We start from the raw sequence: 23,272 nt of genomic DNA, 5'->3' as shown, positions 1-23,272 counted from the left end.
GGAGGGACGTCGAGGATGAGCACCAAGGACTTCATCGAGAAGGACTTCTACAAGGTCCTCGGCGTCCCCAAGGACGCCACCGAGGCAGAGATCAAGAAGGCGTACCGGAAGCTCGCCCGCGAGTTCCACCCGGACGCCAACAAGGGCAACGTCAAGGCCGAGGAGCGCTTCAAGGAGATCTCCGAGGCGAACGACGTGCTCGGTGACCCCAAGAAGCGCAAGGAGTACGACGAGGCACGCGCCCTCTTCGGCAACGGCGGCTTCCGTCCGGGTCCCGGCGCTGGCGGCGGCAACTTCAACTTCGACCTGGGCGACCTCTTCGGAGGCGGCGCCCAGGGTGGAGCGGGCGGTGCCGGCGGCTTCGGCGGCGGCATCGGAGACGTCTTCGGGGGCCTGTTCAACCGCGGCGGCGCGGGCACCGGTACGCGGACCCAGCCCCGGCGCGGCCAGGACATCGACACCGAGGTGACGCTCAGCTTCACCGAGGCGGTGGACGGCGCGACGGTCCCGCTGCGGATGACGTCCCAGGCGCCCTGCAAGGCCTGTTCGGGCACCGGCGACGCGAACGGCACACCGCGTGTGTGCCCGACGTGCGTCGGCACCGGCCAGGTCGCGCGCGGCTCCGGCGGCGGCTTCTCGCTCACGGACCCCTGCCCGGACTGCAAGGGCCGCGGCCTGATCGCGGAGAACCCCTGCGAGATATGCCACGGCAGCGGCCGCGCCAAGTCCTCGCGCACGATGCAGGTCCGCATCCCGGCGGGGGTGAGCGACAGCCAGCGCATCCGTCTCCGGGGCAAGGGCGCACCCGGCGAACGGGGCGGACCGGCGGGTGACCTGTATGTCACGGTCCACGTGGACGCCCACCCGGTCTTCGGCCGCAAGGGCGACAACCTCACCGTCACCGTGCCCGTCACCTTCACGGAGGCGGCACTCGGCGGCGAGGTGCGGGTACCGACCCTGGGCGGTCCCCCGGTCACCCTGAAACTGCCCCCGGGCACGCCCAACGGCCGTACGATGCGGGCCCGCGGCAAGGGTGCCGTCCGCAAGGACGGTACGCGCGGCGACCTCCTCGTCACCGTGGAGGTCGCGGTCCCCACGGACGTGTCGGGCAAGGCTCGCGACGCCCTGGAGGCGTATCGCGAGGCAACCGCGGGCGAGGACCCGCGGGCGGAGCTGTTCCAGGCCGCGAAGGGAGCATGAGCAGATGGACGGCCGTCGTCGGAACCCCTATGAACTGACCGAGGAGACCCCGGTCTACGTCATCTCGGTGGCGGCCCAGCTCTCCGGCCTGCACCCGCAGACCCTGCGCCAGTACGACCGCCTCGGCCTGGTCTCCCCCGACCGCACGGCCGGGCGCGGCCGGCGCTACTCGGCCCGCGACATCGAACTGCTGCGCACCGTCCAGCAGTTGTCGCAGGACGAGGGCATCAACCTGGCCGGCATCAAGCGCATCATCGAGCTGGAGAACCAGGTCGCCGCCCTCCAGTCCCGCGTCGCGGAACTGGAGTCGGCCCTGGACGGCGCCGCTGTCGCGATGCAGCAGCGCGAGGCAGCGGTGCACGCCTCGTACCGCCGCGACCTGGTCCCGTACCAGGAGGTCCAGCAGACGAGCGCGCTGGTGGTCTGGCGGCCGAAGAGGCAGTCGGACTAGCTCCCGCGTACCGAAGGGGGTGGGGAGGTCGTCGACCTCCCCACCCCCTTCGGCGTTCCTCAGATCACCGCGCCGGTCCGGTGACCGTCCAGTCGCCGGCGGGCAGGGTCTCGGTGCCGTCGGCCTTCACACCGGTCACCCAGTAGTAGGACGTGGTGCCGCGCTTCGCGCCGGTGTCGAAGTACACGGACGCTCCGGCGGAGGTCTCGTGGATCTTCTCGTACGCGGCGGTGGCGGGGTTCCACCGGTAGATGCGAAAGCCCTGCGCGGGCTCGGGGGACTCCTCCTCGCCCGCTCCGAGCCCGGACCAGATCAGCTGGTTGCCCTCGTCGCCCTCCGCCCCGGACGCCTCCAGGCGGAGTGGCGAGCCCTCGGGCGTCGGCACGCTCGGCGTCGTGTCGAGCTCGGTCGCGACCACGGCCTCGGCCGTCCGGGTCCACTTGAACGAGGAGTTCCAGGACGTGTCGATGGCGTCGACGAAGAAGCAGACGCGGTCGCCGTCCGGTCGGGTGGTGTACGAGTACGAGGTGGTGTCGGCCGGCAGGTACTCCGTCAGCGTTCCGGCGCACACCTGCTCGTCGCCCTCGTCGCCCCAGAGTTCACCCCGGTAGACGGTGTACCTCCCGAGGTCGGCGGCCGGGTTCTTGTCCCACTCCAGCTCGAAGCCGTACTCGGTCGGGGTGACCGTCAGCCCGGTGACGGCGGGCGGCGGGGTGAGGTCCTCGCGCTCGCCGGCGGCGGCCGTGGAACGCGCGGACTCGTTGCCGGCCGCGTCGAGAACGGTCACCCGGTAGTAGTAGGTGACGCTCTCGACGGCCGAGGTGTCCAGGTACGACGGCTTGTCCGTACGGCCCACCTCGCCGTACACGCCGTTCTCGCTCGTCGCCCGGTAGACGCGGTAGGACACCGCTCCCGTGACCCCGTTCCAGTCCAGCTGCAGCCCGCGCGACAGTGAGGTGGCGATCAGCCCGGCGGGCGCGGCGAGCGCCGTCCGGTCGACGGTGGTCACGGCCTGGTCGGCGGTACCCGTCGACTCGTTGCCCGCCTTGTCGTAGGCGCGGACCTCGTAGTAGTACGTGTCGCCGGTCGCCGGAGGTGTGTCGGTGTACGAGACGGCGGCCGTCGTGGTCAGTCTCGTCCAGGTGGTGCTGCCCTTGAGCCGGCGGTAGACGCGGTAGCCCGCGAGGTCCATCTCCTTGTTCTTCGCCCAGCTCAGCCTGGTGTTGCCGCCCGCGGTGTCGTACGAGACGGAAGTCCCGGTCGGGGTGAGGGGCTTGACCTTGTCGACGGTGGCGGTGGTGCGGGGGGTGTAGGCGAAGGTGACGTTGGCGGCGCCGGTCCAGTTGGCGTAGTCGACGCGCAGGGTGTGTTTGCCGGAAGGAATCGTGACGTTGACGGTCTTTTTGACCGTGGAGGAGACGTTCTTCCAGAGGTCGATCTTGCGGGTGCCGTCGAGGTAGACGCGCAGGCCGTCCTGTGCGGCGACGGGAAGGGCGAAGGGTCCGCCGGAGCCGAAGTCCCTGGTCACGGTCCAGCGGACGCCGAAGTTGTCCTTCGGGAGGCCGGAGGCGGGGATCTTCGTGCCCCAGTTCTCGTTGACCGTCGTGTCGCAGTCGGTCTTCTTCGGCGTACCCGAGAACGTGGTGTTCGCGTAGAACTGCCGCTTGTAGACGGGGGAAACGCAGCTCGTGGCGGCCGAGGCGGTGGGGGTGGCCACGGTGGTGAGGACACCGGACGTGGTGGCCAGCACCACGGCCGTCGCCCGCAGGGTGGTCTTCATCGGGAGGTCAGGCTCCGCTCGGCAGGGACACGCTGGAGTCCACGTTGCTGAAGGTCTCCGAGCCGTCGGGAGCGACGACCGAGAGCAGGTAGTAGACGGTCGTGCCGTCGGGCATGGTGGTGTCCGTGTAGTGGGTGGCGGTGGGCGCCAGGGGGACGTCCGTCACGCGGACGTAGGTGCTCGTCGCGCGGTCCCAGCGGTACACGTTGATGCCGGCGGCCTCCGTGGCCACCGAGTCGGCGCACTCGATGTACATGCCGCCGGCGTCGCCGAGGGTCGTATAGGTGAGCACGGAGCAGGGCGCGGTGTCCTCGGGGACGGTGGTCGGCCTGAGGTCGCGTTCGGTGACGGTCACGGTGGAGACGGGACGGTCCCAGTACGCTCCCGTCCACTCGGCGTAGTTGCCGTAGACGTCGGCCGGGATGACGACGTAGGTCTTCTCCTCGCCGTCCGCCGGCGCCGGACCGACGACGAACTCCGAGGTGCCGGCCGGCACCTCGCCCAGGAAGTCCGGCGTGCAGCACGACCGGTACTCGTAGACCTCGTAGTGGTCCAGGTCGGTCGCCGTGCTGTCGTCCCAGTCGAGCTTGACGCCGTACTCCAGCGGCTCGGCGGTCAGGCCGGTCACCTTCGGCGGCGGGATCTCGTCGCCGGGCCGGGTGACGGTCAGCTCCGCGGAACCGCTGGACCACAGACCCGCGGTGTTCTTCCGGATCATCACGTAGTGGTACGTGCGGCCCTGGTCGCCGTCGTAGTCGGTGCAGCTGCGGATCGTGTTGCCGGCCGCGTCGGTGCGGGTCTTACGGCTGCGGCAGTCGACGGGGTAGGCGCTCGAGATGTTCACCGGGGAGGTCTCCGAGCGGTACACCTCGTAGTCGGCGGTGTCGCCGCCCGCGGGCTCCGTCCAGGTGAAGACCGCGCCCCAACTGGGCGTGGTCGCCACCACGTTCGTGGGCGGAGTGATGGTGCGCCTGCTGCGCACGACGGCGGAGGCCGCGGCGTTCCCGGCCGCGTCGACGGCGCTGACCTTGTAGTCGTACGCCTTGCCGTACGACGCCGTGGTGTCGGTGTACGCGGTGGCCGTGGTCTCGGCGAGCTCGGTGTACGAGGTCGCGGTGTCCCGCTTGCGGAGGATCCGGTAGGTGACCGTGTCCGCCGAGGCCGTCCAGGAGAGGTTGTTGGACGCCTCCGTGGCGGTGGCGGTGAGGACCGGAGCGGCGGGCGCGGTGTGGTCGTCCGTGGTGACCGGCCCCTGGTCGGTGCCGCCGGCCGACTCGTTGCCCGCCTTGTCGTAGGCGCGGACCTCGTAGTAGTACGACTGGCCCGTGGCCGGCGGGGTGTCCGTGTGACTGCGGCTGGTGGTCGTGGCCACCTTCGTCCAGGTACCAGTGCCCTTCACCCGCCGATAGACGCGGTAGCCGGCGAGGTCCATCTCCTTGTTCGCGGCCCAGGTGACCTGGACGAGGGCCTGGTTTTCCGCGTCAGGGAACTCGTCGAACCGGGCGCCGGTCGGGGTGAGGGGCTTGACCTTGTCGACGGTGGCGGTGGTGCGGGGGGTGTAGGCGAAGGTGACGTTGGCGGCGCCGGTCCAGTTGGCGTAGTCGACACGCAGGGTGTGTTTGCCGGAAGGAATCGTGACGTTGACGGTCTTTTTGACCGTGGAGGAGACGTTCTTCCAGAGGTCGATCTTGCGGGTGCCGTCGAGGTAGACGCGCAGGCCGTCCTGTGCGGCGACGGGAAGGGCGAAGGGGCCTCCCGAGCCGAAGTCCCTGGTCACGGTCCAGCGGACGCCGAAGTTGTCCTTCGGGAGGCCGGAGGCAGGAGCCTTCGTGCCCCAGTTCTCGTTGACCGTCGTGTCGCAGTCGGTCTTCTTCGGCGTACCCGAGAACGTGGTGTTCGCGTAGAACTGCCGCTTGTAGACCGGCGAGGTGCAGGTGGTCGCCGCGGCGGCGGAGGTGGCGGTGAGGAGGCCGCCTGCGGTGGTGAGCACGAGGGCGGTGGCGGTCGCGGCCGTCGTGCGTCTGGCTGGGTTCATGCGTTCCTTCGGTCCTGATCGTCAACGGAGGGCAAAGCCGTTGACGATCAGGACCGACAAGGAAGGGGATTGGTTGTACGGATCTTTGCCGCCTTTTGAAGGTCGGGCGACCTTGAAGGTCAGGCGACCTTGAACGTCAGGTGGGTGGACGGGCCGACACGCCCGTACACGTCCACGGTGGCCACCTCGACGATGTAGGTCCCGCTCGCGGGCGGTGTCCAGGTGAGGCTGCCGTCCGTGGTCTGCGCGTATGCGCCGCCGGTGACGCGCCACTGGTACCCGTGGATGACGCGGTCGTCGCCCGCGGGGCGGGTCATCGTCACGGTGGCCGCCTGGCCGGGTCCGCCGTGCCCCGCGCAGTCGTTGGCGGTGCACTCGGTGTACGGCGTCGAGAGCGCGAGCAGTGGAGGCAGTGGCCCGGTGGACGTCGCCGGGGTGATGCGGTCCACGGAGACGACGTCGGAGGGTGCCGACTCCCGGCCCTGCGCGTCGAGCACCACCACGTAGTAGGACGCGCGGCCCGCCGGGGCCTCAGTGTCCGAAAAGAGGGTCGCGTGGGGCGAGCCGACCCGGTTCCAGGCGGCGGAGGCGTCGGTGCGGCGGTAGACCCGGGTGCCGTACATCACCCCGTCGACCGAGATGGCCCAGGTGAGTTCGGTACCGCTGTCGTGCGGGGTGACCGTCACGCCGGTGGGCGCCGCCGCGTCGCCGGGAGCGGGCCGGGTCGCGATGACCGCCTCGGACGCCGGGGAGATGTTCCCGTACGCGTCGACCGCCTGGACCGTGTACGTGACGGCGGTGCCCGCGGCGGCCCGGAAGTCGTTGAACGACGTGCCGAGGACCAGGTCCGGCCCGTCCGGGTCCGACTGCCCCTCGGGCGCGGCCCACACCTCGTAGTGCTCGACGTCGTCCGAAGGGGCGTTCCAGCGCAGCGCGTTGCCCGCCGTGGTGCCCTCCGCCGTCAGACCGGTGACCTGGCCGGGCGCGAGGGTGTCCGGGGCGCCGGTGTCGGCGGTCGCGGACGGGACGGACTCGTTGCCCGCCGTGTCCAGGGCCGTGACCCGGTAGTACAGCCGCTGGCGGATGTCGGCCGAGGTGTCCCGGTAGGAGACGTCGGACAAGGAGGACGCGAGCTGTTGGAAGGGGCCCTGCGGGGCGCTCGCGCGGTAGACGCGGTAGGCGGCCGCGCCCGGGACCTTGCTCCAGCCGAGGGCCACGGAGCCGGTGCTCACCTTGGCGTTCAGGCCGCCGGGCGCCCCGGTCGGGGTCCGGTCGACGGTGGTCACGGCCTGGTCGGCGGTACCCGTCGACTCGTTGCCCGCCTTGTCGTAGGCGCGGACCTCGTAGTAGTACGTGTCGCCGGTCGCCGGAGGTGTGTCGGTGTACGAGGTGGCGGTCGTCGTGGCCGTTCTCGTCCAGGTGGTGCTGCCCTTGAGGCGGCGGTAGAGGCGGTAGCCGGCGAGGTCCATCTCGTTGTTCTTCGCCCAGGTCGGCCTGGCCTTGCCGGTGGCTTTGTCGTACGCCACGGAGGTGCCCGTCGGGGTGAGGGGTTTGACCTTGTCGACGGTGGCGGTGGTGCGGGGGGTGTAGGCGAAGGTGACGTTGGCGGCGCCGGTCCAGTTGGCGTAGTCGACGCGCAGGGTGTGTTTGCCGGAAGGAATCGTGATGTTGACGGTCTTTTTGACCGTGGAGGAGACGTTCTTCCAGAGGTCGATCTTGCGGGTGCCGTCGAGGTAGACGCGCAGGCCGTCCTGTGCGGCGACGGGAAGGGCGAAGGGTCCGCCGGAGCCGAAGTCCCTGGTCACGGTCCAGCGGACGCCGAAGTTGTCCTTCGGGAGGCCGGAGGCGGGGATCTTCGTGCCCCAGTTCTCGTTGACCGCGGCGTCGCAGTCCGTTTTCTTCGGTGTGCCGGAGAAGGTGGTGTTCGCGTAGAACTGCCGCTTGTACACCGGTGACGCGCAGCTGCTCGCGGCGGAGGCGGGTACCTCCGACACGGCGAGCAGGCCCCCGGCGGTGGCGATCGTCAGTGTCGCGGCGAGTGCCGGTCCACCCCGTCCAACTGGTCTCATGCTTCCCCTGCCCCGAGCTGCGATGTTCATGGCCACGTTCAAGACTCCCGGGCGCGCGGGCGGGTTGTACGCCGCCGGGGAGTGAGTGACGCAAGTCAATCAGAGGGGTTCTGTGGAAGTGGAACCGCACCCCCTTCCCATCGTGTTCACTTGAGGAACACAGACTGCTGTTGCCATCTCGTTAAGTGGTTACTCCTTGACGCTGAGGTGATCGCCGCGTTGGCTTTCAGCCACCTGGGTCGCAAAGCAGCTACCTCGCCCGGAAGGCACCTGATGTGAACACTCGTAACACCTGGCTTCGTCGTACGGCCATAGCCCTGGCTTCCTCCGCGACGGCCGTCTCCCTCGCCGCCTGCGGGGTCGTGGACGGAATCGGCGGCAGCAACACCAAGGCGAGCCCGACCAAGGGTGACGACATCACGGTCGGTCTCCTCCTCCCGGAGAAGGCCAACACCCGTTACGAGAAGTTCGACCACCCGATCATCGCGCAGCAGGTCGCCAAGCTCACCAACGGCAAGGGCAAGGTCACCTCCGCCAACGCGGAGCAGAGCGCGTCCAAGCAGAGTCAGCAGTTCCAGCAGATGGTGAAGGACAAGGTCGACGTGATCCTCGTCGACGCGGTGGACTCCAAGGCCATCGCGAGCGACGTGCAGAAGGCCAAGGACGCGGGCATCCCCGTCATCGCCTACGACCGCCTGGCGCAGGGCCCGATCGACGCGTACATCTCCTTCGACAACGAGCTCGTCGGCCAGGTGCAGGGCAAGGCCCTCCTGGAGGCGCTGGGCACCAACGCCTCGTCGAAGAAGATCGTCATGATGAACGGCTCGCCCACCGACCCGAACGCGGCGCAGTTCAAGTCGGGCGCCATGGGTGAACTCACCGGCAAGGTCGTCATCTCCAAGTCGTACGACACCAAGGACTGGGACCCGGTCGTCGGCAAGGCCAACATGGAGAAGGCCATCTCGGCCATCGGCCTCAGCAACATCGCCGGTGTCTACTCCGCCAACGACGGTCTCGCGGGCGCCGTCATCGACGCCATGAAGACCATGGGCGTCAGCAAGGTGCCGCCGGTCACCGGTCAGGACGCCGAGCTGGACGCGGTGCAGCGGATCGTCCGGGGCGAGCAGTACATGAGCGTCTACAAGTCCTACCCCGACGAGGCCTCCGCGGCCGCCGAGATGGCGGTGGCGAAGATCCAGGGACGCAGCATCGAGTTCGACGCGCTCACCCGCGACAAGGTCAACAGCCCCACCAACAGCAACATCCCCTCCCAGCTGATGCCCGTGGTCGCCCTGACCAAGGACAACATCAAGGACACGGTGATCCAGGACGGCATCTACACCGTCAAGCAGATCTGCACGGCGGCCAACAAGTCGGCCTGCGCGGCGATCGGCCTCAAGTAGTCGTGCTCCCGCACTGACGACCTGCACCGACGACCTGTACTGACGATCTGCACCGACGTCCTGCACTGACGAATTTCCCTGACGAACGCGCGGGAGCCCTGGGCGAGGGGTTCCCGCGCGTTCGGCGGATCAGGGGTCAGCGCCCCATCGACTGCCAGATCGTCAGCGCCAGCGCCGTGCACGAGGTGGCGGCCGCGAGGGAGGGCAGGGGCCAGCGGGTGCGTTCCAGGGCGTCGAGGCGGGACTCGTGCTCGTCAAGGGTCTTGTCGGTCTGGTCCGCGCGTTGCAGGAGGAGGGCGAGGTCGCCGCGGGTGGTGGCGAACCCGACGTCGACCGAGCGGCGCAGCCGCTCCAGTTCCAGGGCGACGCTCTCGGCCTCAGTCGTCGGCATCGGCGGTTTCTCCGCGGGAGGGCCCGCGCAGCCACCCCGGCAGCAGCCGGTCCACCGCGGGCATCGCCATCACCCGGCTGAGCAGCGCGGCGCCGCCCACCACGGCCGTGAGCGCGGGTACGTCCCGGATCAGCGGGTCGTCGGCGACCAGCGGCAGGACGGTGATCAGGGCGAACAGGGTCTGGAGTGTCGTACGCAGGGTTCTGCGGCCGGCGTCGCTCATCTCCGGGCTCCTTTCGGGTGCTCCAGTGCTTCTCGGGTACGTCCGGCCTCCTACGCGCGCGGGACGCGCAGCTTGTCCCAGCTGGTGCGGCCCGGGGTGCCGTCGGCGTCCTTGCCGACGTAGCCGAGTCCGCGCTGCCAGGCCGCGTACGACAGGACGTCGGCCTGCGTCCACACCGGGCCGGGGCCGGCCGAGTAGCGCCCGCACCCCTCCGCGACCAGTCGCTCGCCGACGGCTGTGATCAGCGGACTGCGGCGGCCGAGCGCGAAGAACGCGGCACCGGGGAAGGGTTCGTACGAGACCGGGCGGGAGCCGAGCCGGGCCGCCACCCGTTGCCGCATCCCGGACATCGAGAACGACGGGTCGATCTTGCGGCGGGTCCACTCCTTGTGCGCGATCACGCTGGACGCGGACCAGCCGTGGGCGCGGCAGATCGCGGCGGAAAGCCGTTCCACGGCGGCGAGTTGGGCGGCCGGGTAGGGGTCCCGCCCGTTGCCCAGGTTCTCGATCTCGAAGCCGTAGAAGCGGGCGTTGCCGTCCACGGCGTCCGGTCCGGGGGCGGGCAGAGCGGCCTGTTCGGCCCGTACGGCCTCCAGGACCGCGGTCGAGCCCGAACCGGCGTGGTTGGTGCGGCCGTAGCCGACCAGGTGGACGGTGCCGTCCTTGGTGATCAGGCCGATGCAGAGCGGGCCCGGCAGGTCCGTGGTGCCCTCGCGGCACAGACGGAGGCTGTCGGTGCCGGCTGTGTGGTGGAGCATGACGCCGTGGACCGGGCCCCAGGCGCCTCGGCTGTTGCGGTTGTGGGTACGCCAGTTGCCGCTCTCGGAAAGGACGACGCCCTCGTCGCGCAGGGCGCGGGCGAGGGCGTCGGCGGTCAGGGGTGTGGCCATGGTGGAGTCCTCAGGTGACTGGGGTGACGGTCACGAAGCGGTAGGCGCCGGTCGCGGTGGCGGTGGCGGCCGACGACTTGTAGGCGGCGGTTGCCGTGTACACGCTGTTCGGGGTGAGCCCGGTGACCTGGAACTGGGTACTCACGGAGCACTGGTCGGTTCCGGTGGAGATCGCCGAACGGGCGTCGGCGGCGGCCAGCACGACGGTGGTGCCCTGCCGGACGTTCGCCGACATGAAGCAGGACGTGCCGGTGGCGCTGCTGCTCAGGCGGGCGCCCAGCGCGACGAGCACCGCGCCGGAGGCCGGGGCGGTGAAGGTCACGGCGGTCGGATCACCGGTGGAACCCGTGAGCGACTCCACGTACGACGCCGAAGTCGTCGTGCCTGCGGTCGAGTTGGCCTTGTGGACCGGGCCGGGCGCCAGCTGTGTCCAGACGCTGCCGGTGTAGAACCAGTACTGCTTCGGCGTGCTGAGCCAGCACAGCATGCCCGCTACCGGGGCGGTCACCTTGGTGTCGCGTGTGGCGGTGTCGGCGAAACGCAGCACGGTGCGTCCGTCGACGGCTTCGGCGAGGGACTGCATGTGTACGGGGATGTTCGCGGCGTCGGCCGGCTGCGGGTAGGGCAGGCTGCCGAGCGGGGTGAGCAGGGCCATGAGGGCTTCCTTCCGGATCTCACGTAGGGGGGACGACGGACGGCGCGGTCAGCCGCCGAGCGCCGGCGGGAACAGGTCGGCGGGTGTGCCGCTGTCGCCCTCCTGGGCCGAGGAGCTGTCGATCGGCACGGGGTGTGCCACGTTCCCGTCGTCGTCGGCCGACACCGCGTCCTCGGGGGGCAGTTCGCTCATGCCGCGCCTCCCGGTGCCTTGAGCAGGTCGCGATAGGTGATCTTGCTGGTGGTCAGGGCGTCGAGCATCGCGCTCTGCGCGTCGATCAGGGCGTACGTGCGCTGGGTGCCGTACTCCGGATCGACCGGCGCGTCCGGCGTGAGCCCGGAGTCGGCCGGGGCGCCGTTGTACGAGGTGCCGCGCAGCGTCAGCGTCTGCTGGGGCGCGGTGCCCGCCTGGCAGGTGGTGCGGATGCCGACGACCCAGGCGAGCGTGTCGAGCCCCGCCCCGCTGCGGTCCACCACCCGTACGACGTCACCGAGTTGGATGCGCGGGTCGTGCAGCACCTCCACCTCGCCGAGCACCGGCACCGGGTAGCGGCCGGCGTCGAGCATGGCGTGCGAGAGGTCCGAGGCCACCTGCTGCTGTTGCACCCAGTCGGTCGCGGGCGCCTGGTAGACCTGTTTGCCGTAGAAGGACTGGCTGGTGGTGTTGTACCAGGCGAACGAGCGCTCTCTGGGGTCCCGCGCGCGCTTCTGCGGGATGATCTGCACGGACGGTTTGCCGTCCTTGGTGACCGTCCACACGCTCGCCGTGCCGTAGTTGGTGAACCGGACGATGTAGTTCGGGCCGTCGCGCCGCGAGCTGACCGTCACGCTGCCCTTGACCGAGCTGCCGCCCGTCGCAGCGCTGCCGAAGCGGACGCGGTGTCCGCCGACGGGTGCCACGTCGTCCTCGATCTGAAGCGGGCCGATGTCGAGCTCGTCCTCGGCGACGGCGTAGGCGACGTCCACCGGGGCGCCCGGCTTGATCTCCCGGATCACGGTGTCGGTGACCGTGTCGCTGTACGTGCTCGTGACGCCGGTCCAGTCCTGATAGGGCTGTTCGCAGTGGTTGCGGCAGGCGTCGATCTCCTCCGAGACGGTGAGCGCGGCGATGTCGCGCCGGGTGGTGACGGTGAGGTCGGGTCGGGCGGGCACCGACTGGAAGCGGCCGGGACCGCGCCAGTGGAAGACACCCTGCTCGTCGAACTCGGCGGTGGACATGGTGGCCTTGGCTATCTCGGTGAGGGCGTCCCACTGGGAGCCGGAGACCTGCGGCACGTGGTAGAGCGGCACCGTCGCGTCGTCGAGCACCGCGCCCTTGACCCAACGGCCCTTCTGTTCCCACTCGTCGGCGGTGTACGAGGAGAGGTCGGGCCACGACCGGTCGGTGACCTGGAGGCACTCGACGGCCAGGTCCGTCTTCAGGTTGATCTGGAACAGCTCCGAGGGCGGCTGCAGTGCGGAGGTCTCGGTGAAGGTGTAGGGCCCGGTCGACGGGACGACGTACTCCCCGTCGGGCGCGGTGAGCCGCGGATACACGGTCGCCTGGGTGTTCGCGCCGACGGTGCCCGAACGGGTGTCGACGGTGAACCCGAGGTGCCACACGCCCTTCAGGGAGGCGAGCTTGGGGATCGTCCAGCTCGCGACCGTGCCCGACCCGTCGAGCGTTCCAGAGGTGATCTTCACGACGCCCGTGGCGAAGTACACGTTCAGGGCGTAGTTCCCGTACGCGCCCGCGCTGCGGTCGAAGACCAGCTTGAGTTCGAGCTCGTTGCCGACGGACAGAGCGGTGTTGACGTGCACCTCGGCCTGGAACACCTTGCCCGCGACGACGAAGCGGGACCGCGGCATCCAGGAGACCGCGAGCCCGGCCGCCTTCGGCATCAGCGCCATCTCGAACGGCGCCCCGTCCCGGACCCAGGAGTACGCCGACGGGGCCGGCAGCGTCTCGGGCTGCCCGTACGAGGCGTTGAAGCCGCCGTGCAGTGAGGCATAGAGCGCGGTGAACGGCCTGGAGACGTCGGCGTCGACGGAGGGGGCGCGGGGCGGCGGGCAACTGTGGACGCCGGCCTGGCGCAGGAGTTCGTCCGCGCACCAGGTCGCGGTCGCCACGGGCTGGGCGCGCAGCAGCCCGTGGTACGGCCGTGGCAGCTGCGCGGGCCCGCGCAGCCGCTCCGCGCCGTCCAGCGCCTGGACGGTGACGGTGTCGCTGCCGGAGGCGGCTGTACGGGACCGTACGGTGCCGCGGAAGGCGGGCACCGTACGGCCGCTCGCGCCCGCCTCGTGCACCACGGACTGCCCGGGGCGTACGACGTCACCGGTGGTGCGACCCGCCCAGGCCGAGTACAGCCGGGGCGCGGGCTCGCCGGTTCCGCCGAGCGACAGCTCCAGCTGGGCCGCCGCGCTCCCGGAGAACGCCCGCAGCGCCTCGGGCACATCGGTGCTGTACGCCCGTTCCACCCGCCAGGACTGCACCTGCCCGCCCATCTCACGGCCGCCGAGCCGGGTGGAGTGGGCCGGGACCCGTTCGGGGGCGGCGAGGGCGTCGGCGAGTACCTCGTCAGAGTTCCGCACCGTGCACCTCCACCAGGTCGACGCTGATGCTGCGGTAGGGCAGCCGGGCGGACGGGACGTCGCTGTACGCCGTCACGGACATCGCCGGGCAGCCCTCGCCGAGCGCGTGCGCGACGGGGCTCTCGCCGATGGTCAGGCAGGCTCCGGCGAGACCCCGCAGACCGGCCGCGCCGGGCCCGCCGACCGGGGTGACGAAGGCGGCCCCGGCGGGTGCGGTGCCGGTGATGCTCGCCCCGTTCACGGCCGTCGTGCTCAGATACGAGCCGTCGGCGGCCTTCCAGTCCAACTGCGCGACGGCGAGGGCCGGATCCCAGTCGGCCGGAACCAGCCAGGACACCTGCATGCCGGGCGTCACCGGCCAGCCCGTCCACACGCCGTGCCGCCAGCCGATCCGGGTGGTGTCCTGGAAGTCGGCGACGACCGTGTCGTTCACGGACGGGCTGACGACCATGGTGCCGGTGACGGTGAACCAGTGGTCGCTGCCGCCGGGCTCGCTGCTCTGGGCGGCGGCCTGGTACGGGTCGAGCAGATTCACGGAGGCCGGGTCGAGCACGGCGAGTGGCCCGTACGACGTCAGTGAACTCCCTTGGACGCCAGGTCCGTTGACGCGGCGGGCCAGCCGGGAGAGATGCTGGGCGTCACCGGGTGCGAGCGACTCCCAGGAGAGCTTGAGCCGACGGATCGTGCGGGCCGGGGCGACGGTGGTGACCCGCCCTTCGAGGGACTTGAACTCGGTGACGTTCAACTCGGCCGTACGATCCCAGTTCCTGGCGGCCTGGTCGATTTCCCGCAGCAGACCGGGCTTGCCGATCCAGAGATTCCTGGCCATGGTCCTGTCTCACCTCCGGGCGAGCTTGCGCTGTCCGAGCAGGACGGCGCGCGCGATGGTCTGGGAGTCGACATCGATCTGGACGGGCCGCTCGGCGAGGGCCTCGACGGCGGCGGCCAGCCGGCGCATGCCGCCGCCCGAGCCGAGCATCCGCTCCAGCCTGGACAGCGGGATGACCGCCTCGGACTCGCCCGCCTCGCCGACGAGGGCGAGGGTGCCGCCGGCGCGGGCGGGCACGATGCCGCCCTGGGCGAGGGTGGGAATGTTGGGCAGCATCGGCAGGTGGATGCCGAACTCGCGGCCTCCGAAGTGGGGGACCCAGCCGGGGATCTTCACATGGATGCGGTTCAGGGCGCCGATCATCGCGTTGAGGCCGCTGATGTAGGCGCGGGGCAGGGCGGTGAAGGCGTTGATGATGCCCTTCATGACGGACTTGATCGGTCCGGCGTGGTTCTTGACGGCCCCGTAGATGGCGTTCCAGGCCCACTTCACGCCCTTGGCGAGGGCGGCGGAGACCTTGTCCATGTTGATGAACTGCGAGATGAGCGGCGCGAGCAGACTCATGATCAGCCCGAAGGCGTTCGCCTTCATGGCGGTGTTGAGCCCCTTCTGCGCGAGCGACGCTCCCTTGAGTCCCTTCCCGAAGCCGCCCATGGACGTCCCGCCCTGCCCCGCCTGCTTGCCCGCCTTTCCGACGGACTTCTCCACGGCGTCGGACTGTGTCTTGACGTCACGAAGGGCGTTCTTGGCCTGCCCGGAGGAGGACTTGAGGTGGTCGAGGGAGGTTTTGAACTTGTCGGTGGCGCCTTTGGACTTGCCGAGGGAACTGTCTGTCTGGCCGAGGGCGCTCTTGAACTTTCCGGCGTCGCTCGCGTTCTTCGTCAGGGAGGACTGGAGCTTGCCCAGCGAGCTGCTGAACTTGGTCACGCCTCCAGTGGTGCGGCCGACGGATGTATTCGCCTGGCCGGCCGCGGTGGAGAACCGGTCGAATGCGCCATTGGCGGACTTTAGTTTCTGGATCAGGGACATACGGATTTCTCCTTGCGTCAGGAGCCTTCATGGACGCCGGTTCAGAACTGGGCCTCCAGATCCTCGACCCGCTTTTCCAGCGCGGCGAGGTTCTTGCTCGCCCGGGACGCGTTGTCTGCGGCGAGGCGGGCGTTGCTGTTGGCGCTGCGCAGCAGGTTGTCGGCACGCTTGGCGTCGTTCTGCGCCTTTGAAGCGTCGTCCTTTGCGTGGCGAGCACTGGTTTTGGCCTGATCGACGCTTTTTCTGAGGTCGTCCTCGAATTTCCTGACCCGCTTTGCCTCCGCTTCCCTGACCTCTTTGGCGGCTTTGGCTTCTTCCTGGGCCGCACGCTCCGCGGCCTCGGCCTTTTTCTTGTTGCGTCCGCCGTGGACGAGGTTGTCGAGTGAGGCGCTCGTCCCGGGGCCGATGGGCCTTCCTGCGAAGGTGAGACCCTTTTCGTCCCACTTGAAGACTGAGTGGTCCATCTTGAAGAACTGGGCGCTGAGGGTCGCAGCCTGAAAGTCGCTCTTGAGGAGCGTGGCTTGGACGTCCTTGATCCATTCGGTCTTGAACTTCGGGATCTGCGCCTCGAAGATCTGCCACGTCGTCTTCTGTGCTTGCTGTGCGGCGGTGGTACGCACCTGGTTCGGGTCGAAGGGGATGCTGTTCGTTGCCATGGGACCTCCTCGTGTGAACAAAGGTCGGCAAAAACCCCTGACCGCGGCGCGGTCAGGGGTGGGAGAGAGGATCACCCGGGGGAATTCCGGGAATTCCCGGAGGGGATCACAGGAAGAGGGCGAGGAGCACGATCGTGTCGAATGCGGCGAACAGCACCAGCACCGGGACGACCCCCAGCAGCACGCGCCGCCGGAATCTGATCCCCGGCTCCAGGCACTCCGTCAGCTCGGCCGACTCGGGGGATGCGGGATCGTAGACGAGCGAGACGGTCGTGCCCGGGCACATGGACGTGCGGGACATCCAGAACGAGTCCGCCTCGTGCTTCGTACCGTCCGGCAGGGCATAGGAGAAGCGCACCGAGACCTCGTCCTCACGCCAGGCCAGCGAGACACACTGCCCGTTCGTGGAGATCCCCGAGGTCTTCAGGCGCAGGCCCGCCCGAAGGGTGCGGACGGTGTGGACGGCGACCGAGACCAGGGCCGCGGACGGCACGCCGAGGATGAGCAGCAAGATGAGTTGGCTCGCCATGCGCTCCCCCGGGTTCCGCCCCGACGGCTGGGGCACTTCATCCTGACGTACAGGAGGGTGTTGTGGTTCCCGCTACGTGAAGAAACGTATGAGCTGCTGCGCTGTCGGGCTGCCCTCGCCGCTCTTGGTGGGCGGGCGGTACTCGCGGGAGCCATTGGCTCCACGGCGCTGCTCGTCCTCTCACTTTTCCTGTTTTTCTTCGGTGCCTGACCGCTGAGGCAAGTGTCGATGAGCGGACGGCCCCGGGCGTCAGAGGAAGAAGAGGGCGAGTTCTTCCGCCGCCGGTACTCCTGTTTGCTTTTCGGCGGTAGCCAGTTCGCTGCCCGGCCGGGGCACCGGCGCCGGGTACTCCAGAGGTTCGCTGTCCTCGTCCCGGTTGACGGTGGCGAACATCCAGTTGGCTTCGGCGAGTTGGTCGACGACGTTCGCCAGGAGGTGGTCGGTGAGCGACCACTCGGCGGCCTCGCCATGAAGTTCCTTCAGCAGGGCGCTGTCGTGCGGCAGGTGCCGGACCAGCACCGCGAGCCGGCGGGAGGAGAGCCGGCCGTGGTGCCAGTCCAGGAGGTCGATGCCGTAGTGGCGGAGCAGGTCCGCTTCCAGGGCCTCGGCGTGCTCTTCGACGAGCTCGCCGAGGCTCAGTCTTCCCCCAGGCCCAGCCCCGTCTCCTTGCCGTAGGCCTCCAGGATCGCGGCGATGTCCTGCATGGTGACGTCGTGCTTCTCGAAGCGGGCGAATTGCTGCTCGCCGAGGAGGAGTCGGAGCAGTCCGTCCACGTCGTTGTCGTCGAGGTCGCGCAGCTTGCGCGCGGTGGCACGGGTGAGTTCGGTCGGCAGCTCGAAGCTGTCGCCGTCCAGCTCGAAGGTCCATTCGCGGCCGAGCGCTTCGAGGCGCTGGGCCCGGGCGGCGTTGACGTCGAATCCGGCCATCGGGGCTCCTTGTGTCGGTCGTAGGCGTGCTGAAGGGGCGGCCCCGGCGCCCGCGGAAGGGGGGCGGGCGCCGGGGCCGGGGAAGGCGGCGTGGACTAGGCCAGCGCCGCCGGGTCGTTGACCAGCCACGTGGCCAGCGGCTTGGTGGCGTCGTCACCGGACAGCGCGGTGAAGGTGACGCCGAGCTTGACCGCGCCGGTGCGGGTCAGTGACAGCTCCTCCACCTCGGACACCGCGCCGTACGGGATCACCAGCCGGTACCGCAGGTCCTTGGTGCCGTTGTTGTCCGCGAAGTCGATGGCGAGGGCCCGCTGGTCCTGGCCGCCCGGCGCACCGGTGATGTCGATCTTCTGCGCGGTGGTCTCCGTCTGGGAGCCGGACGCGACGACCGAGGACGACGGAAGCCCCAGGTAGAACGGGAACGTGTCCTTGTTGATCTGGAGCAGCTGGAACTTCAGGGTCAGGTCCCGGTCCGAGAGCATGAAGCGCGCCGGGGCCATGGACTGCCAGGTGTCGACCGGGTCGTTCTTGTCCTTCTTGTTGAACTTGACGCCGTCGGACGAGGTGAAGCCGAGGTTCACCCACGGGGAGGCCAGCGCGGCGGTGTCCTTGGTGGTGGTCCCCGCCGGGGCCCACCAGACGTTGCCGGTTCCGGCGATGCGGATCTCGGTGTTCTTGAAGCCTGCCATGTGTACTCCTCAGTGAGGGACGTGCGAACGGGTGGTGCTCACGCGGGCCTGATGGACAGCCGGAGCGTGGCCAGGTAGCGGTTGCCCGCCGGCCGGTTGTAGTCCGGCAGCCAGCGCGGCCCGTCCACCTCGTCGACGTCCGTGACGAGCGCAGTGCCGTACCGCGTGCCGGTCAGTTCCAGCACACAGGCGCGGGCCGCGTGGGCGACGCCGAGTGCGGTGGTCTTGTCCGGCCCGTACGCCTCTAGGTCGATCAGCGGCCTGTCGAGGTGGAGGTCGTCGATCCAGGCGCCGCCGGCGCGGGAGACGAGAACGACCTGCTGGGTGCCGTCGAATCCGGCGGGCGGCCTGTTGTCGACCGTGGTCCCGGCCAGTTCGGTCCGGTTCTTGAGGAAGTCGACGACGAGCCGCTCGACGTCGGGGAAGTTCAGGATCGCCACATGGACGCTCCCTTCGGGGAGACGGGAGGCGGGAGGGGCCCGAGATTGCGGGCAGCGAAAAGCGGCAGGTCCGCCGCCCTTCGAAGAGGGCGCAGCTCTGCCGCTGCTTCGAGTGTGACGGTGGTCGGGGAATCCTGCAACTGGCCTTGTTCGAGGGGGTGTTGGGGCCCCGGGTGCACGAGAGGGGCCCCGCCGCATGGTGCGCGGCGGGACCCCGGTGACGTACGAACGAGGGAGCGGCAGGGAGATCAGCGGGTGCAGCCGCGGGCGCGATACGTCGCGCGCTCGGCCGCGAACACGTCCTCCAGGCGGTACAGCTGCCTCCGCCCCTGCGCGCCCGCGGCCCGCAGGTGCCCGCGCTGTACCCACTTGCGGATGGTGGCGGTCGTGACGCCCGCCTCGTCGGCGGCCAACTCGGCGGTGATCAAGGGGGTGTTCACGATCGTGTGTCCTCCTCGGGTACCGGTACGTCCGCCGGTGCCGCCCGTACGGCTCCGCAGGCGGGGTTCACACACCGCACCTCGGCCCGCTCGGGAAACGCCCGCAGTGAGACCGAGTCGCAGGCCGGGCAACGGCCGGGCAGACGGACCAGTTGCTCGGGCTCGCCGAGCGTGCGGGCGCACCGTGCGGCCATGCGCCGGGTCTCGTCCTCGACGTGTGCGGCGAGGGCGGGGTCGGCGGCGATCCGCTCCAGCAGCCCGGCGATCCGGCGCAGCCGCACCGGGACGGGGGCGGGCGGCACGGCCCGCAGCTCGAGCCGTTCGCGTACGGCCTCCTCCAGTTCGACGACCCCGTCGGTGATGTCCCGTACGGCGTCCGAGACGTGCAGCCGTACGGGCAGCGTCGTCCCCGCGACAGGCCCGCCCCCGCGGCGCTCCCGCAGCCCCCCGTGGGCAGCGGGCGCCAACTCGTCGACGAGGTCGGGGAAGCGGCGGACGAGTGAGGCGATCCAGACGGCGCCGGGCAGTTCGCGGCTCATCGTGCGGCTCCCTCCGGGGTGTCCTGCGGCATCCCACGAGACACCTCGCGCCCGTTGCGCCACAGTCGTCCCCCGCTCACTCCGTCGAACCACGTGTGCGAGGGGTCGACGACGGCCTCGCATTCGTGACGGATCGGGCACTGATTGCAGGCGCGCAATACCGGCTCGGCCTCGGAGAGGATGCGGGTGAACACGGAGTGTTCGGGAAGATCGGCGCAGGCTGCGGCGCGGCGCCAGTCCAGTTCTTCGCGTGCAGAGGGAAAACGCCAGGTCGTGGCAGTGGCGGATGCGGTCGGCTGGTTGAGCACGTGCAACCCCTCCCCAGATGTGGGAACATGTGTTCGACAGTTGCGAACGCGCGATCAGGGTCGCATGGTGCGAGCGCGTGCGCAAGTTACTACGCTCCGGAGTCACGCTCGATCGGAATCAGGGTCGGAGTCGGGGCCGAGGTCCGCTCGGGAGGTGTCGACAGCGCCTGTACCAGCCGCATATGCCGCGACGAGAGTGCTCGCGCAGGTCGGAACTTTACGAATGCGTGCGAGCGCGCACTCCCAGAGGTGCGCGCGCGCTCGGTACTCTTCCCTCGCGACGAGGGGAGAGCCACCACATGGGTGCAAGCTCGTGGGCCAACGCCTACAACGACCAGGGCCATCGCGCCGACAGTGGCCGAACGGCCAGGGCCGACGGGCTGGAGGAGTTCGCGGTCTGGATAGAAGGACTGATGCGCACGCGCGGCTACGACATCGACAGCCCGCGGGGCGGTGGCAAGTCCAAGCTCGCCGACGACGCGGGGGTCCACCGAGCCGCGGTCAGCCGGCTGTTGCAGCGGCAAAGCATGCCGGATCTGGAGACGATGCGCCGGTTGGCGACGGTTCTGGCCGTTCCCTTGCGGGACATGCTGATCCGGTCCGGCCGGCTGTCGGAGGACGATCTTCCGCTCGACACGCGGATCGGCGAAACCGCCGGGGGCCCGGCTGCGTCACTCAGCCCGGCGGAGGCGGCGCGGCTGCTCGGGGTGCCGTCGGAGCTGCAAGAACTTTTCGTGAAGGTGGTTGGCCAGTTCCTGCCGGAGGAACGCAGACGAGAGTGACGCTTCGGCAGGGGGATTCGGAGCAGCGGTGAAGAGGGGTGTGCAGGTGGGGCACGAGGGGGGAGACCCGCATGCGTGCGACCGGCGTGCGCGTGGTCCGTACGACTCACACGACTCGCACGCACGTGATCCACGTCCACCGGAGGAGGAAGCGGACGGGCCGGCCACCGCGCCGGATCCGGACGCCGTGGCGTACACCGTGGGCGGCCTGCTGATCGAGCTGGGGGAGAAGATCCGGCGGGCCGGTACGGAGGGCGTGCGCATCCTCACCGACGAGGAGGTGCAGCGCGACCAGTTGGCCTGGTTCCGCGCGGGCTGGACCGAGCATGCCCGAGCGACGTCCCCCGACCGGCCCGACGGCCCCGAGCCCTCGGGCGGCCCCGGCCAGCACCCGGACAGCGAGGGGTTCCCCGTGTCGCCGGCACGGCTGCTCCGCTTCCCCGAGCCGCAACCGGCGGATCACGACCACCAGGACGAGCGGCGCTCCCGCTACGCCGAAGGCCCTCAGGAACACCACAAGACCGATGAGTTACGGCTGCCCGTGGTGGGCGCGGGCGAGTCCCGCACACGCGACCTGATGCCGCACCGGCCGCGCTTGAGGCGGTTACGGGAGGGCGAGGACGAGGGCGACCGGGACACGCCGCCGGACGGAGACTCGCAGTGAAGCGGGTCGGCGACAGCGAGGACAGGGCCTAGAGCGCGGACAGCAGGATGATGAGGGAGACGGGTGGGTACGCGGCGGTCGCCGCTGTGACGGGCAGGCCCAGGAGCACATACGCCAGGACGGAGAGCATGCGTACGGCGGGCCCCTTGCGCGTGGTCATCCGCTTCGGGGCGCAAGGGTCGTAGGTCACCTCGATCCGCTCCGGATCAGTCGCCACGAGCCGGCCGCTTCCGCGGAACGTCCGCTCCTCGCCTGCCGCGTCGGTGAACGAGTACGTCTTGGCGAGCACTTCGCCGACGTAGTCGCTGTCTTTGTAGACGGCGAGGACGGTGATGCCGCGGCGGCGCAGCAGCCACCAGTCCACCGTGACCCGGTACACGATGTGCGTGAGCGCGCACCCGACGAGGAACGGTGTGTAAGAGGCGGCCCAGAGGACGATGAACACCCACCCCCCGGTTGCCGCGGCGAGGGCCGTCCCCAGCGCGAACAGCGCGCCGAACGCCCATGGCACCCTCCGCTCGCGGGATGTCGTCCAGCGGTCCTTTTGTTCCGTCCGCGGCGGCACGGGCACGGTGGTCACCGACGGCGCCCCGTCCGCGCGCGGTTCGACGGCGTCGCGGACGGGCAGCGCGGCGTTGACCGCGTCGGCGAACGCGGTCGCGGCGGTGGCGTTCGGTGGGCTCAGCGTGTGGACGACGGGGGTGGCGTCGGCGGAGGTCAGGACGATCTCGATGACGCGCCGCCTCGATCCTCCGCCCGTACGGACGGTCTCGATCGCGGTGAGGGGGATACGCAGTCGCATCCCTCCCCGGTCCAACAGCACGGCGTCCCGCTCGAAGAGGGCCGTGGTACGGCGGGCGCGCAACACCAGTTCCGTCACGAGGAGCAACATAAGGCACCTGTACGTGTGTTCGGCAGTCCTGACGCTCACATCCCGGCTGAACCAATCCGGGCCCGTCGGTGTCTCAGAGGGGGACCGTGCTTGTTGTGTTTGATGCGCTCGTTGCGCTGGAGGCGTCCGTGGCCATGATCGGCCTGTTCTGGATCACCAAGGAGAGTGTGTACGTGGGCGCCGAGCCCGAGGGGCACGGGCGCGGGGTGCGGCTCACCCCCGAGGGGCTCCAGGCCGTGGGCACGGGCCAGCAGGGGTTCTGGTCCTGGGCGGACGTCCGTGAGGTCACCGTCCACGACGTCCAGGTGCGTTCCAGCACCCGGTGGCTGGTGAACAACGTGATGGACACGGTCCTCGACATGGCGACGGGCGGCGGGGAGGCACCGCCCGCGTTCGAACTCCACGTACGGACGGACGAGGAGAAGGCCGAGCTGACGGTGTACACCGCGGCCGTCGGGGGTTACGTGCAGTCCGAGTACGAGCTGTCGGTGGAGCTGCTGGACCGGTTCGTGGACGGCAGGGCGGACGTGGCGCGGCTGCTGGAGTGGGGACGCGCCGAGGGCGACGGCGTGACGCCCTGGCGGGCCGCGCGGGAGGCTCTGCTCACGAGTTGGGCCGCGGCCTGAGGGGTTGCCCCGGCCGGACGAGGAGTGTCCGGCCAGGGCGGGTCAGGGCGCCGTGTCGCCCCGGTGGAGCGGGTCCACGATGGCAGCGGGTCGCGCACCCCCACCACCGTCATCTTGTTGCAGAGTGCCGTGCGGAGGTGGGGATATTTCCGTACGTACAGGGGTGATAGGGGGCGCGCGAAGGACGCAGCCGTGTTGCGATGGCGGTCGGGGCCGCGCATAGTTGCGCTGCGGACGGCGCGGAGGCGTCGCATCG

27 protein-coding genes are annotated in these 23,272 nt (G+C 69.9%); 6 read left to right on the top strand and 21 right to left on the bottom strand.

What is annotated here, in order from left to right:
* Positions 1-15 precede the first annotated feature (15 nt).
* On the top strand, positions 16-1,200 hold the full coding sequence (gene dnaJ / locus OG568_RS24630) for a molecular chaperone DnaJ (protein ID WP_329533123.1): 1,185 nt from the start codon (positions 16-18) through the stop codon (positions 1,198-1,200).
* 4 nt (positions 1,201-1,204) lie between these two features.
* Positions 1,205-1,651 carry a heat shock protein transcriptional repressor HspR gene (locus OG568_RS24625; protein ID WP_266432085.1) on the top strand — a complete coding sequence of 149 codons (447 nt, stop codon included), beginning with the start codon at positions 1,205-1,207 and terminating at the stop codon, positions 1,649-1,651.
* 64 nt (positions 1,652-1,715) lie between these two features.
* On the opposite strand, the gene OG568_RS24620 is transcribed toward OG568_RS24625, so the two are convergent.
* From OG568_RS24620 to OG568_RS24610, 3 genes are all read right to left on the bottom strand, one after another.
* Positions 1,716-3,431 carry a fibronectin type III domain-containing protein gene (locus tag OG568_RS24620; RefSeq protein ID WP_329533122.1) on the bottom strand — a complete coding sequence of 572 codons (1,716 nt, stop codon included), beginning with the start codon at positions 3,429-3,431 and terminating at the stop codon, positions 1,716-1,718.
* A gap of 7 nt (positions 3,432-3,438) precedes the next feature.
* On the bottom strand, positions 3,439-5,466 hold the full coding sequence (locus OG568_RS24615; protein WP_329533121.1) for a PA14 domain-containing protein: 2,028 nt from the start codon (positions 5,464-5,466) through the stop codon (positions 3,439-3,441).
* Between the two features lie 119 nt (positions 5,467-5,585).
* Positions 5,586-7,535 carry a fibronectin type III domain-containing protein gene (locus OG568_RS24610; protein WP_329533120.1) on the bottom strand — a complete coding sequence of 650 codons (1,950 nt, stop codon included), beginning with the start codon at positions 7,533-7,535 and terminating at the stop codon, positions 5,586-5,588.
* Positions 7,536-7,810: 275 nt separating this feature from the next.
* On the opposite strand from OG568_RS24610, the gene OG568_RS24605 reads away from it, so the two are divergent.
* Positions 7,811-8,938, top strand: a complete 1,128-nt coding sequence (locus OG568_RS24605; protein WP_329533119.1) for a sugar ABC transporter substrate-binding protein — start codon at positions 7,811-7,813, stop codon at positions 8,936-8,938.
* 136 nt (positions 8,939-9,074) lie between these two features.
* On the opposite strand, the gene OG568_RS24600 is transcribed toward OG568_RS24605, so the two are convergent.
* The 17 genes from OG568_RS24600 to OG568_RS24520 form a co-directional block, all read right to left on the bottom strand.
* On the bottom strand, positions 9,075-9,329 hold the full coding sequence (locus OG568_RS24600; RefSeq protein ID WP_095853492.1) for a hypothetical protein: 255 nt from the start codon (positions 9,327-9,329) through the stop codon (positions 9,075-9,077).
* Positions 9,316-9,552: a hypothetical protein gene (locus OG568_RS24595; RefSeq protein ID WP_097225262.1), complete on the bottom strand. Its 237-nt coding sequence runs from the start codon at positions 9,550-9,552 to the stop codon at positions 9,316-9,318. The genes OG568_RS24600 and OG568_RS24595 overlap by 14 nt, the downstream gene beginning before the upstream one ends.
* Before the next feature lie 50 nt (positions 9,553-9,602).
* The gene (locus tag OG568_RS24590) at positions 9,603-10,442 is read right to left on the bottom strand and encodes a peptidoglycan-binding protein (RefSeq protein ID WP_329533118.1); all 840 of its coding nucleotides are present in this window, start codon (positions 10,440-10,442) and stop codon (positions 9,603-9,605) included.
* A gap of 10 nt (positions 10,443-10,452) precedes the next feature.
* Positions 10,453-11,097, bottom strand: coding sequence for a hypothetical protein (locus tag OG568_RS24585; protein WP_329533117.1), 645 nt, complete (start codon positions 11,095-11,097; stop codon positions 10,453-10,455).
* 48 nt (positions 11,098-11,145) lie between these two features.
* The gene (locus OG568_RS24580) at positions 11,146-11,289 is read right to left on the bottom strand and encodes a hypothetical protein (protein ID WP_266432078.1); all 144 of its coding nucleotides are present in this window, start codon (positions 11,287-11,289) and stop codon (positions 11,146-11,148) included.
* Positions 11,286-13,667 carry a hypothetical protein gene (locus tag OG568_RS24575; RefSeq protein WP_329533116.1) on the bottom strand — a complete coding sequence of 794 codons (2,382 nt, stop codon included), beginning with the start codon at positions 13,665-13,667 and terminating at the stop codon, positions 11,286-11,288. Before OG568_RS24575 ends, OG568_RS24580 begins: the two co-directional genes overlap by 4 nt.
* Positions 13,654-14,496, bottom strand: coding sequence for a hypothetical protein (locus OG568_RS24570; RefSeq protein WP_329533115.1), 843 nt, complete (start codon positions 14,494-14,496; stop codon positions 13,654-13,656). The genes OG568_RS24575 and OG568_RS24570 overlap by 14 nt, the downstream gene beginning before the upstream one ends.
* Before the next feature lie 9 nt (positions 14,497-14,505).
* Entirely contained in the window at positions 14,506-15,525 is a 1,020-nt protein-coding gene (locus tag OG568_RS24565; RefSeq protein WP_329533114.1) for a hypothetical protein, read from the bottom strand.
* A gap of 41 nt (positions 15,526-15,566) precedes the next feature.
* Positions 15,567-16,181, bottom strand: a complete 615-nt coding sequence (locus tag OG568_RS24560) for a hypothetical protein (RefSeq protein WP_329533113.1) — start codon at positions 16,179-16,181, stop codon at positions 15,567-15,569.
* A 106-nt stretch (positions 16,182-16,287) separates the two neighbouring features.
* On the bottom strand, positions 16,288-16,710 hold the full coding sequence (locus OG568_RS24555) for a DUF3592 domain-containing protein (protein WP_329533112.1): 423 nt from the start codon (positions 16,708-16,710) through the stop codon (positions 16,288-16,290).
* A gap of 249 nt (positions 16,711-16,959) precedes the next feature.
* Positions 16,960-17,280 carry a hypothetical protein gene (locus OG568_RS24550; RefSeq protein WP_329536439.1) on the bottom strand — a complete coding sequence of 107 codons (321 nt, stop codon included), beginning with the start codon at positions 17,278-17,280 and terminating at the stop codon, positions 16,960-16,962.
* A gap of 65 nt (positions 17,281-17,345) precedes the next feature.
* Positions 17,346-17,636: a hypothetical protein gene (locus OG568_RS24545; protein ID WP_266432072.1), complete on the bottom strand. Its 291-nt coding sequence runs from the start codon at positions 17,634-17,636 to the stop codon at positions 17,346-17,348.
* Between the two features lie 95 nt (positions 17,637-17,731).
* Positions 17,732-18,325: a phage tail tube protein gene (locus tag OG568_RS24540; protein ID WP_266626866.1), complete on the bottom strand. Its 594-nt coding sequence runs from the start codon at positions 18,323-18,325 to the stop codon at positions 17,732-17,734.
* Between the two features lie 38 nt (positions 18,326-18,363).
* Entirely contained in the window at positions 18,364-18,765 is a 402-nt protein-coding gene (locus OG568_RS24535; protein WP_329533111.1) for a hypothetical protein, read from the bottom strand.
* Positions 18,766-19,013: 248 nt separating this feature from the next.
* Positions 19,014-19,205 carry a helix-turn-helix domain-containing protein gene (locus OG568_RS24530; protein WP_443077752.1) on the bottom strand — a complete coding sequence of 64 codons (192 nt, stop codon included), beginning with the start codon at positions 19,203-19,205 and terminating at the stop codon, positions 19,014-19,016.
* Positions 19,202-19,744: a hypothetical protein gene (locus OG568_RS24525; protein WP_329533110.1), complete on the bottom strand. Its 543-nt coding sequence runs from the start codon at positions 19,742-19,744 to the stop codon at positions 19,202-19,204. The genes OG568_RS24530 and OG568_RS24525 overlap by 4 nt, the downstream gene beginning before the upstream one ends.
* Entirely contained in the window at positions 19,741-20,052 is a 312-nt protein-coding gene (locus tag OG568_RS24520; RefSeq protein WP_329533109.1) for a hypothetical protein, read from the bottom strand. Before OG568_RS24520 ends, OG568_RS24525 begins: the two co-directional genes overlap by 4 nt.
* A 413-nt stretch (positions 20,053-20,465) precedes the next feature.
* On the opposite strand from OG568_RS24520, the gene OG568_RS24515 reads away from it, so the two are divergent.
* Together OG568_RS24515 and OG568_RS24510 are read left to right on the top strand one after the other, a co-directional pair.
* Positions 20,466-20,834: a helix-turn-helix domain-containing protein gene (locus tag OG568_RS24515; protein WP_266433990.1), complete on the top strand. Its 369-nt coding sequence runs from the start codon at positions 20,466-20,468 to the stop codon at positions 20,832-20,834.
* 187 nt (positions 20,835-21,021) lie between these two features.
* Positions 21,022-21,498, top strand: a complete 477-nt coding sequence (locus OG568_RS24510) for a hypothetical protein (RefSeq protein ID WP_329533108.1) — start codon at positions 21,022-21,024, stop codon at positions 21,496-21,498.
* 28 nt (positions 21,499-21,526) lie between these two features.
* On the opposite strand, the gene OG568_RS24505 is transcribed toward OG568_RS24510, so the two are convergent.
* Positions 21,527-22,378: a hypothetical protein gene (locus tag OG568_RS24505; protein ID WP_329533107.1), complete on the bottom strand. Its 852-nt coding sequence runs from the start codon at positions 22,376-22,378 to the stop codon at positions 21,527-21,529.
* 107 nt (positions 22,379-22,485) lie between these two features.
* On the opposite strand from OG568_RS24505, the gene OG568_RS24500 reads away from it, so the two are divergent.
* Entirely contained in the window at positions 22,486-23,016 is a 531-nt protein-coding gene (locus OG568_RS24500) for a hypothetical protein (RefSeq protein ID WP_266584256.1), read from the top strand.
* Positions 23,017-23,272 lie beyond the last annotated feature (256 nt).

Source organism: Streptomyces sp. NBC_01450 (assembly GCF_036227505.1).
Classification (GTDB): domain Bacteria; phylum Actinomycetota; class Actinomycetes; order Streptomycetales; family Streptomycetaceae; genus Streptomyces.
The sequence above is the reverse complement of the archived record's forward strand: the minus strand, read 5'-3'. Positions and strand labels throughout refer to the sequence as shown.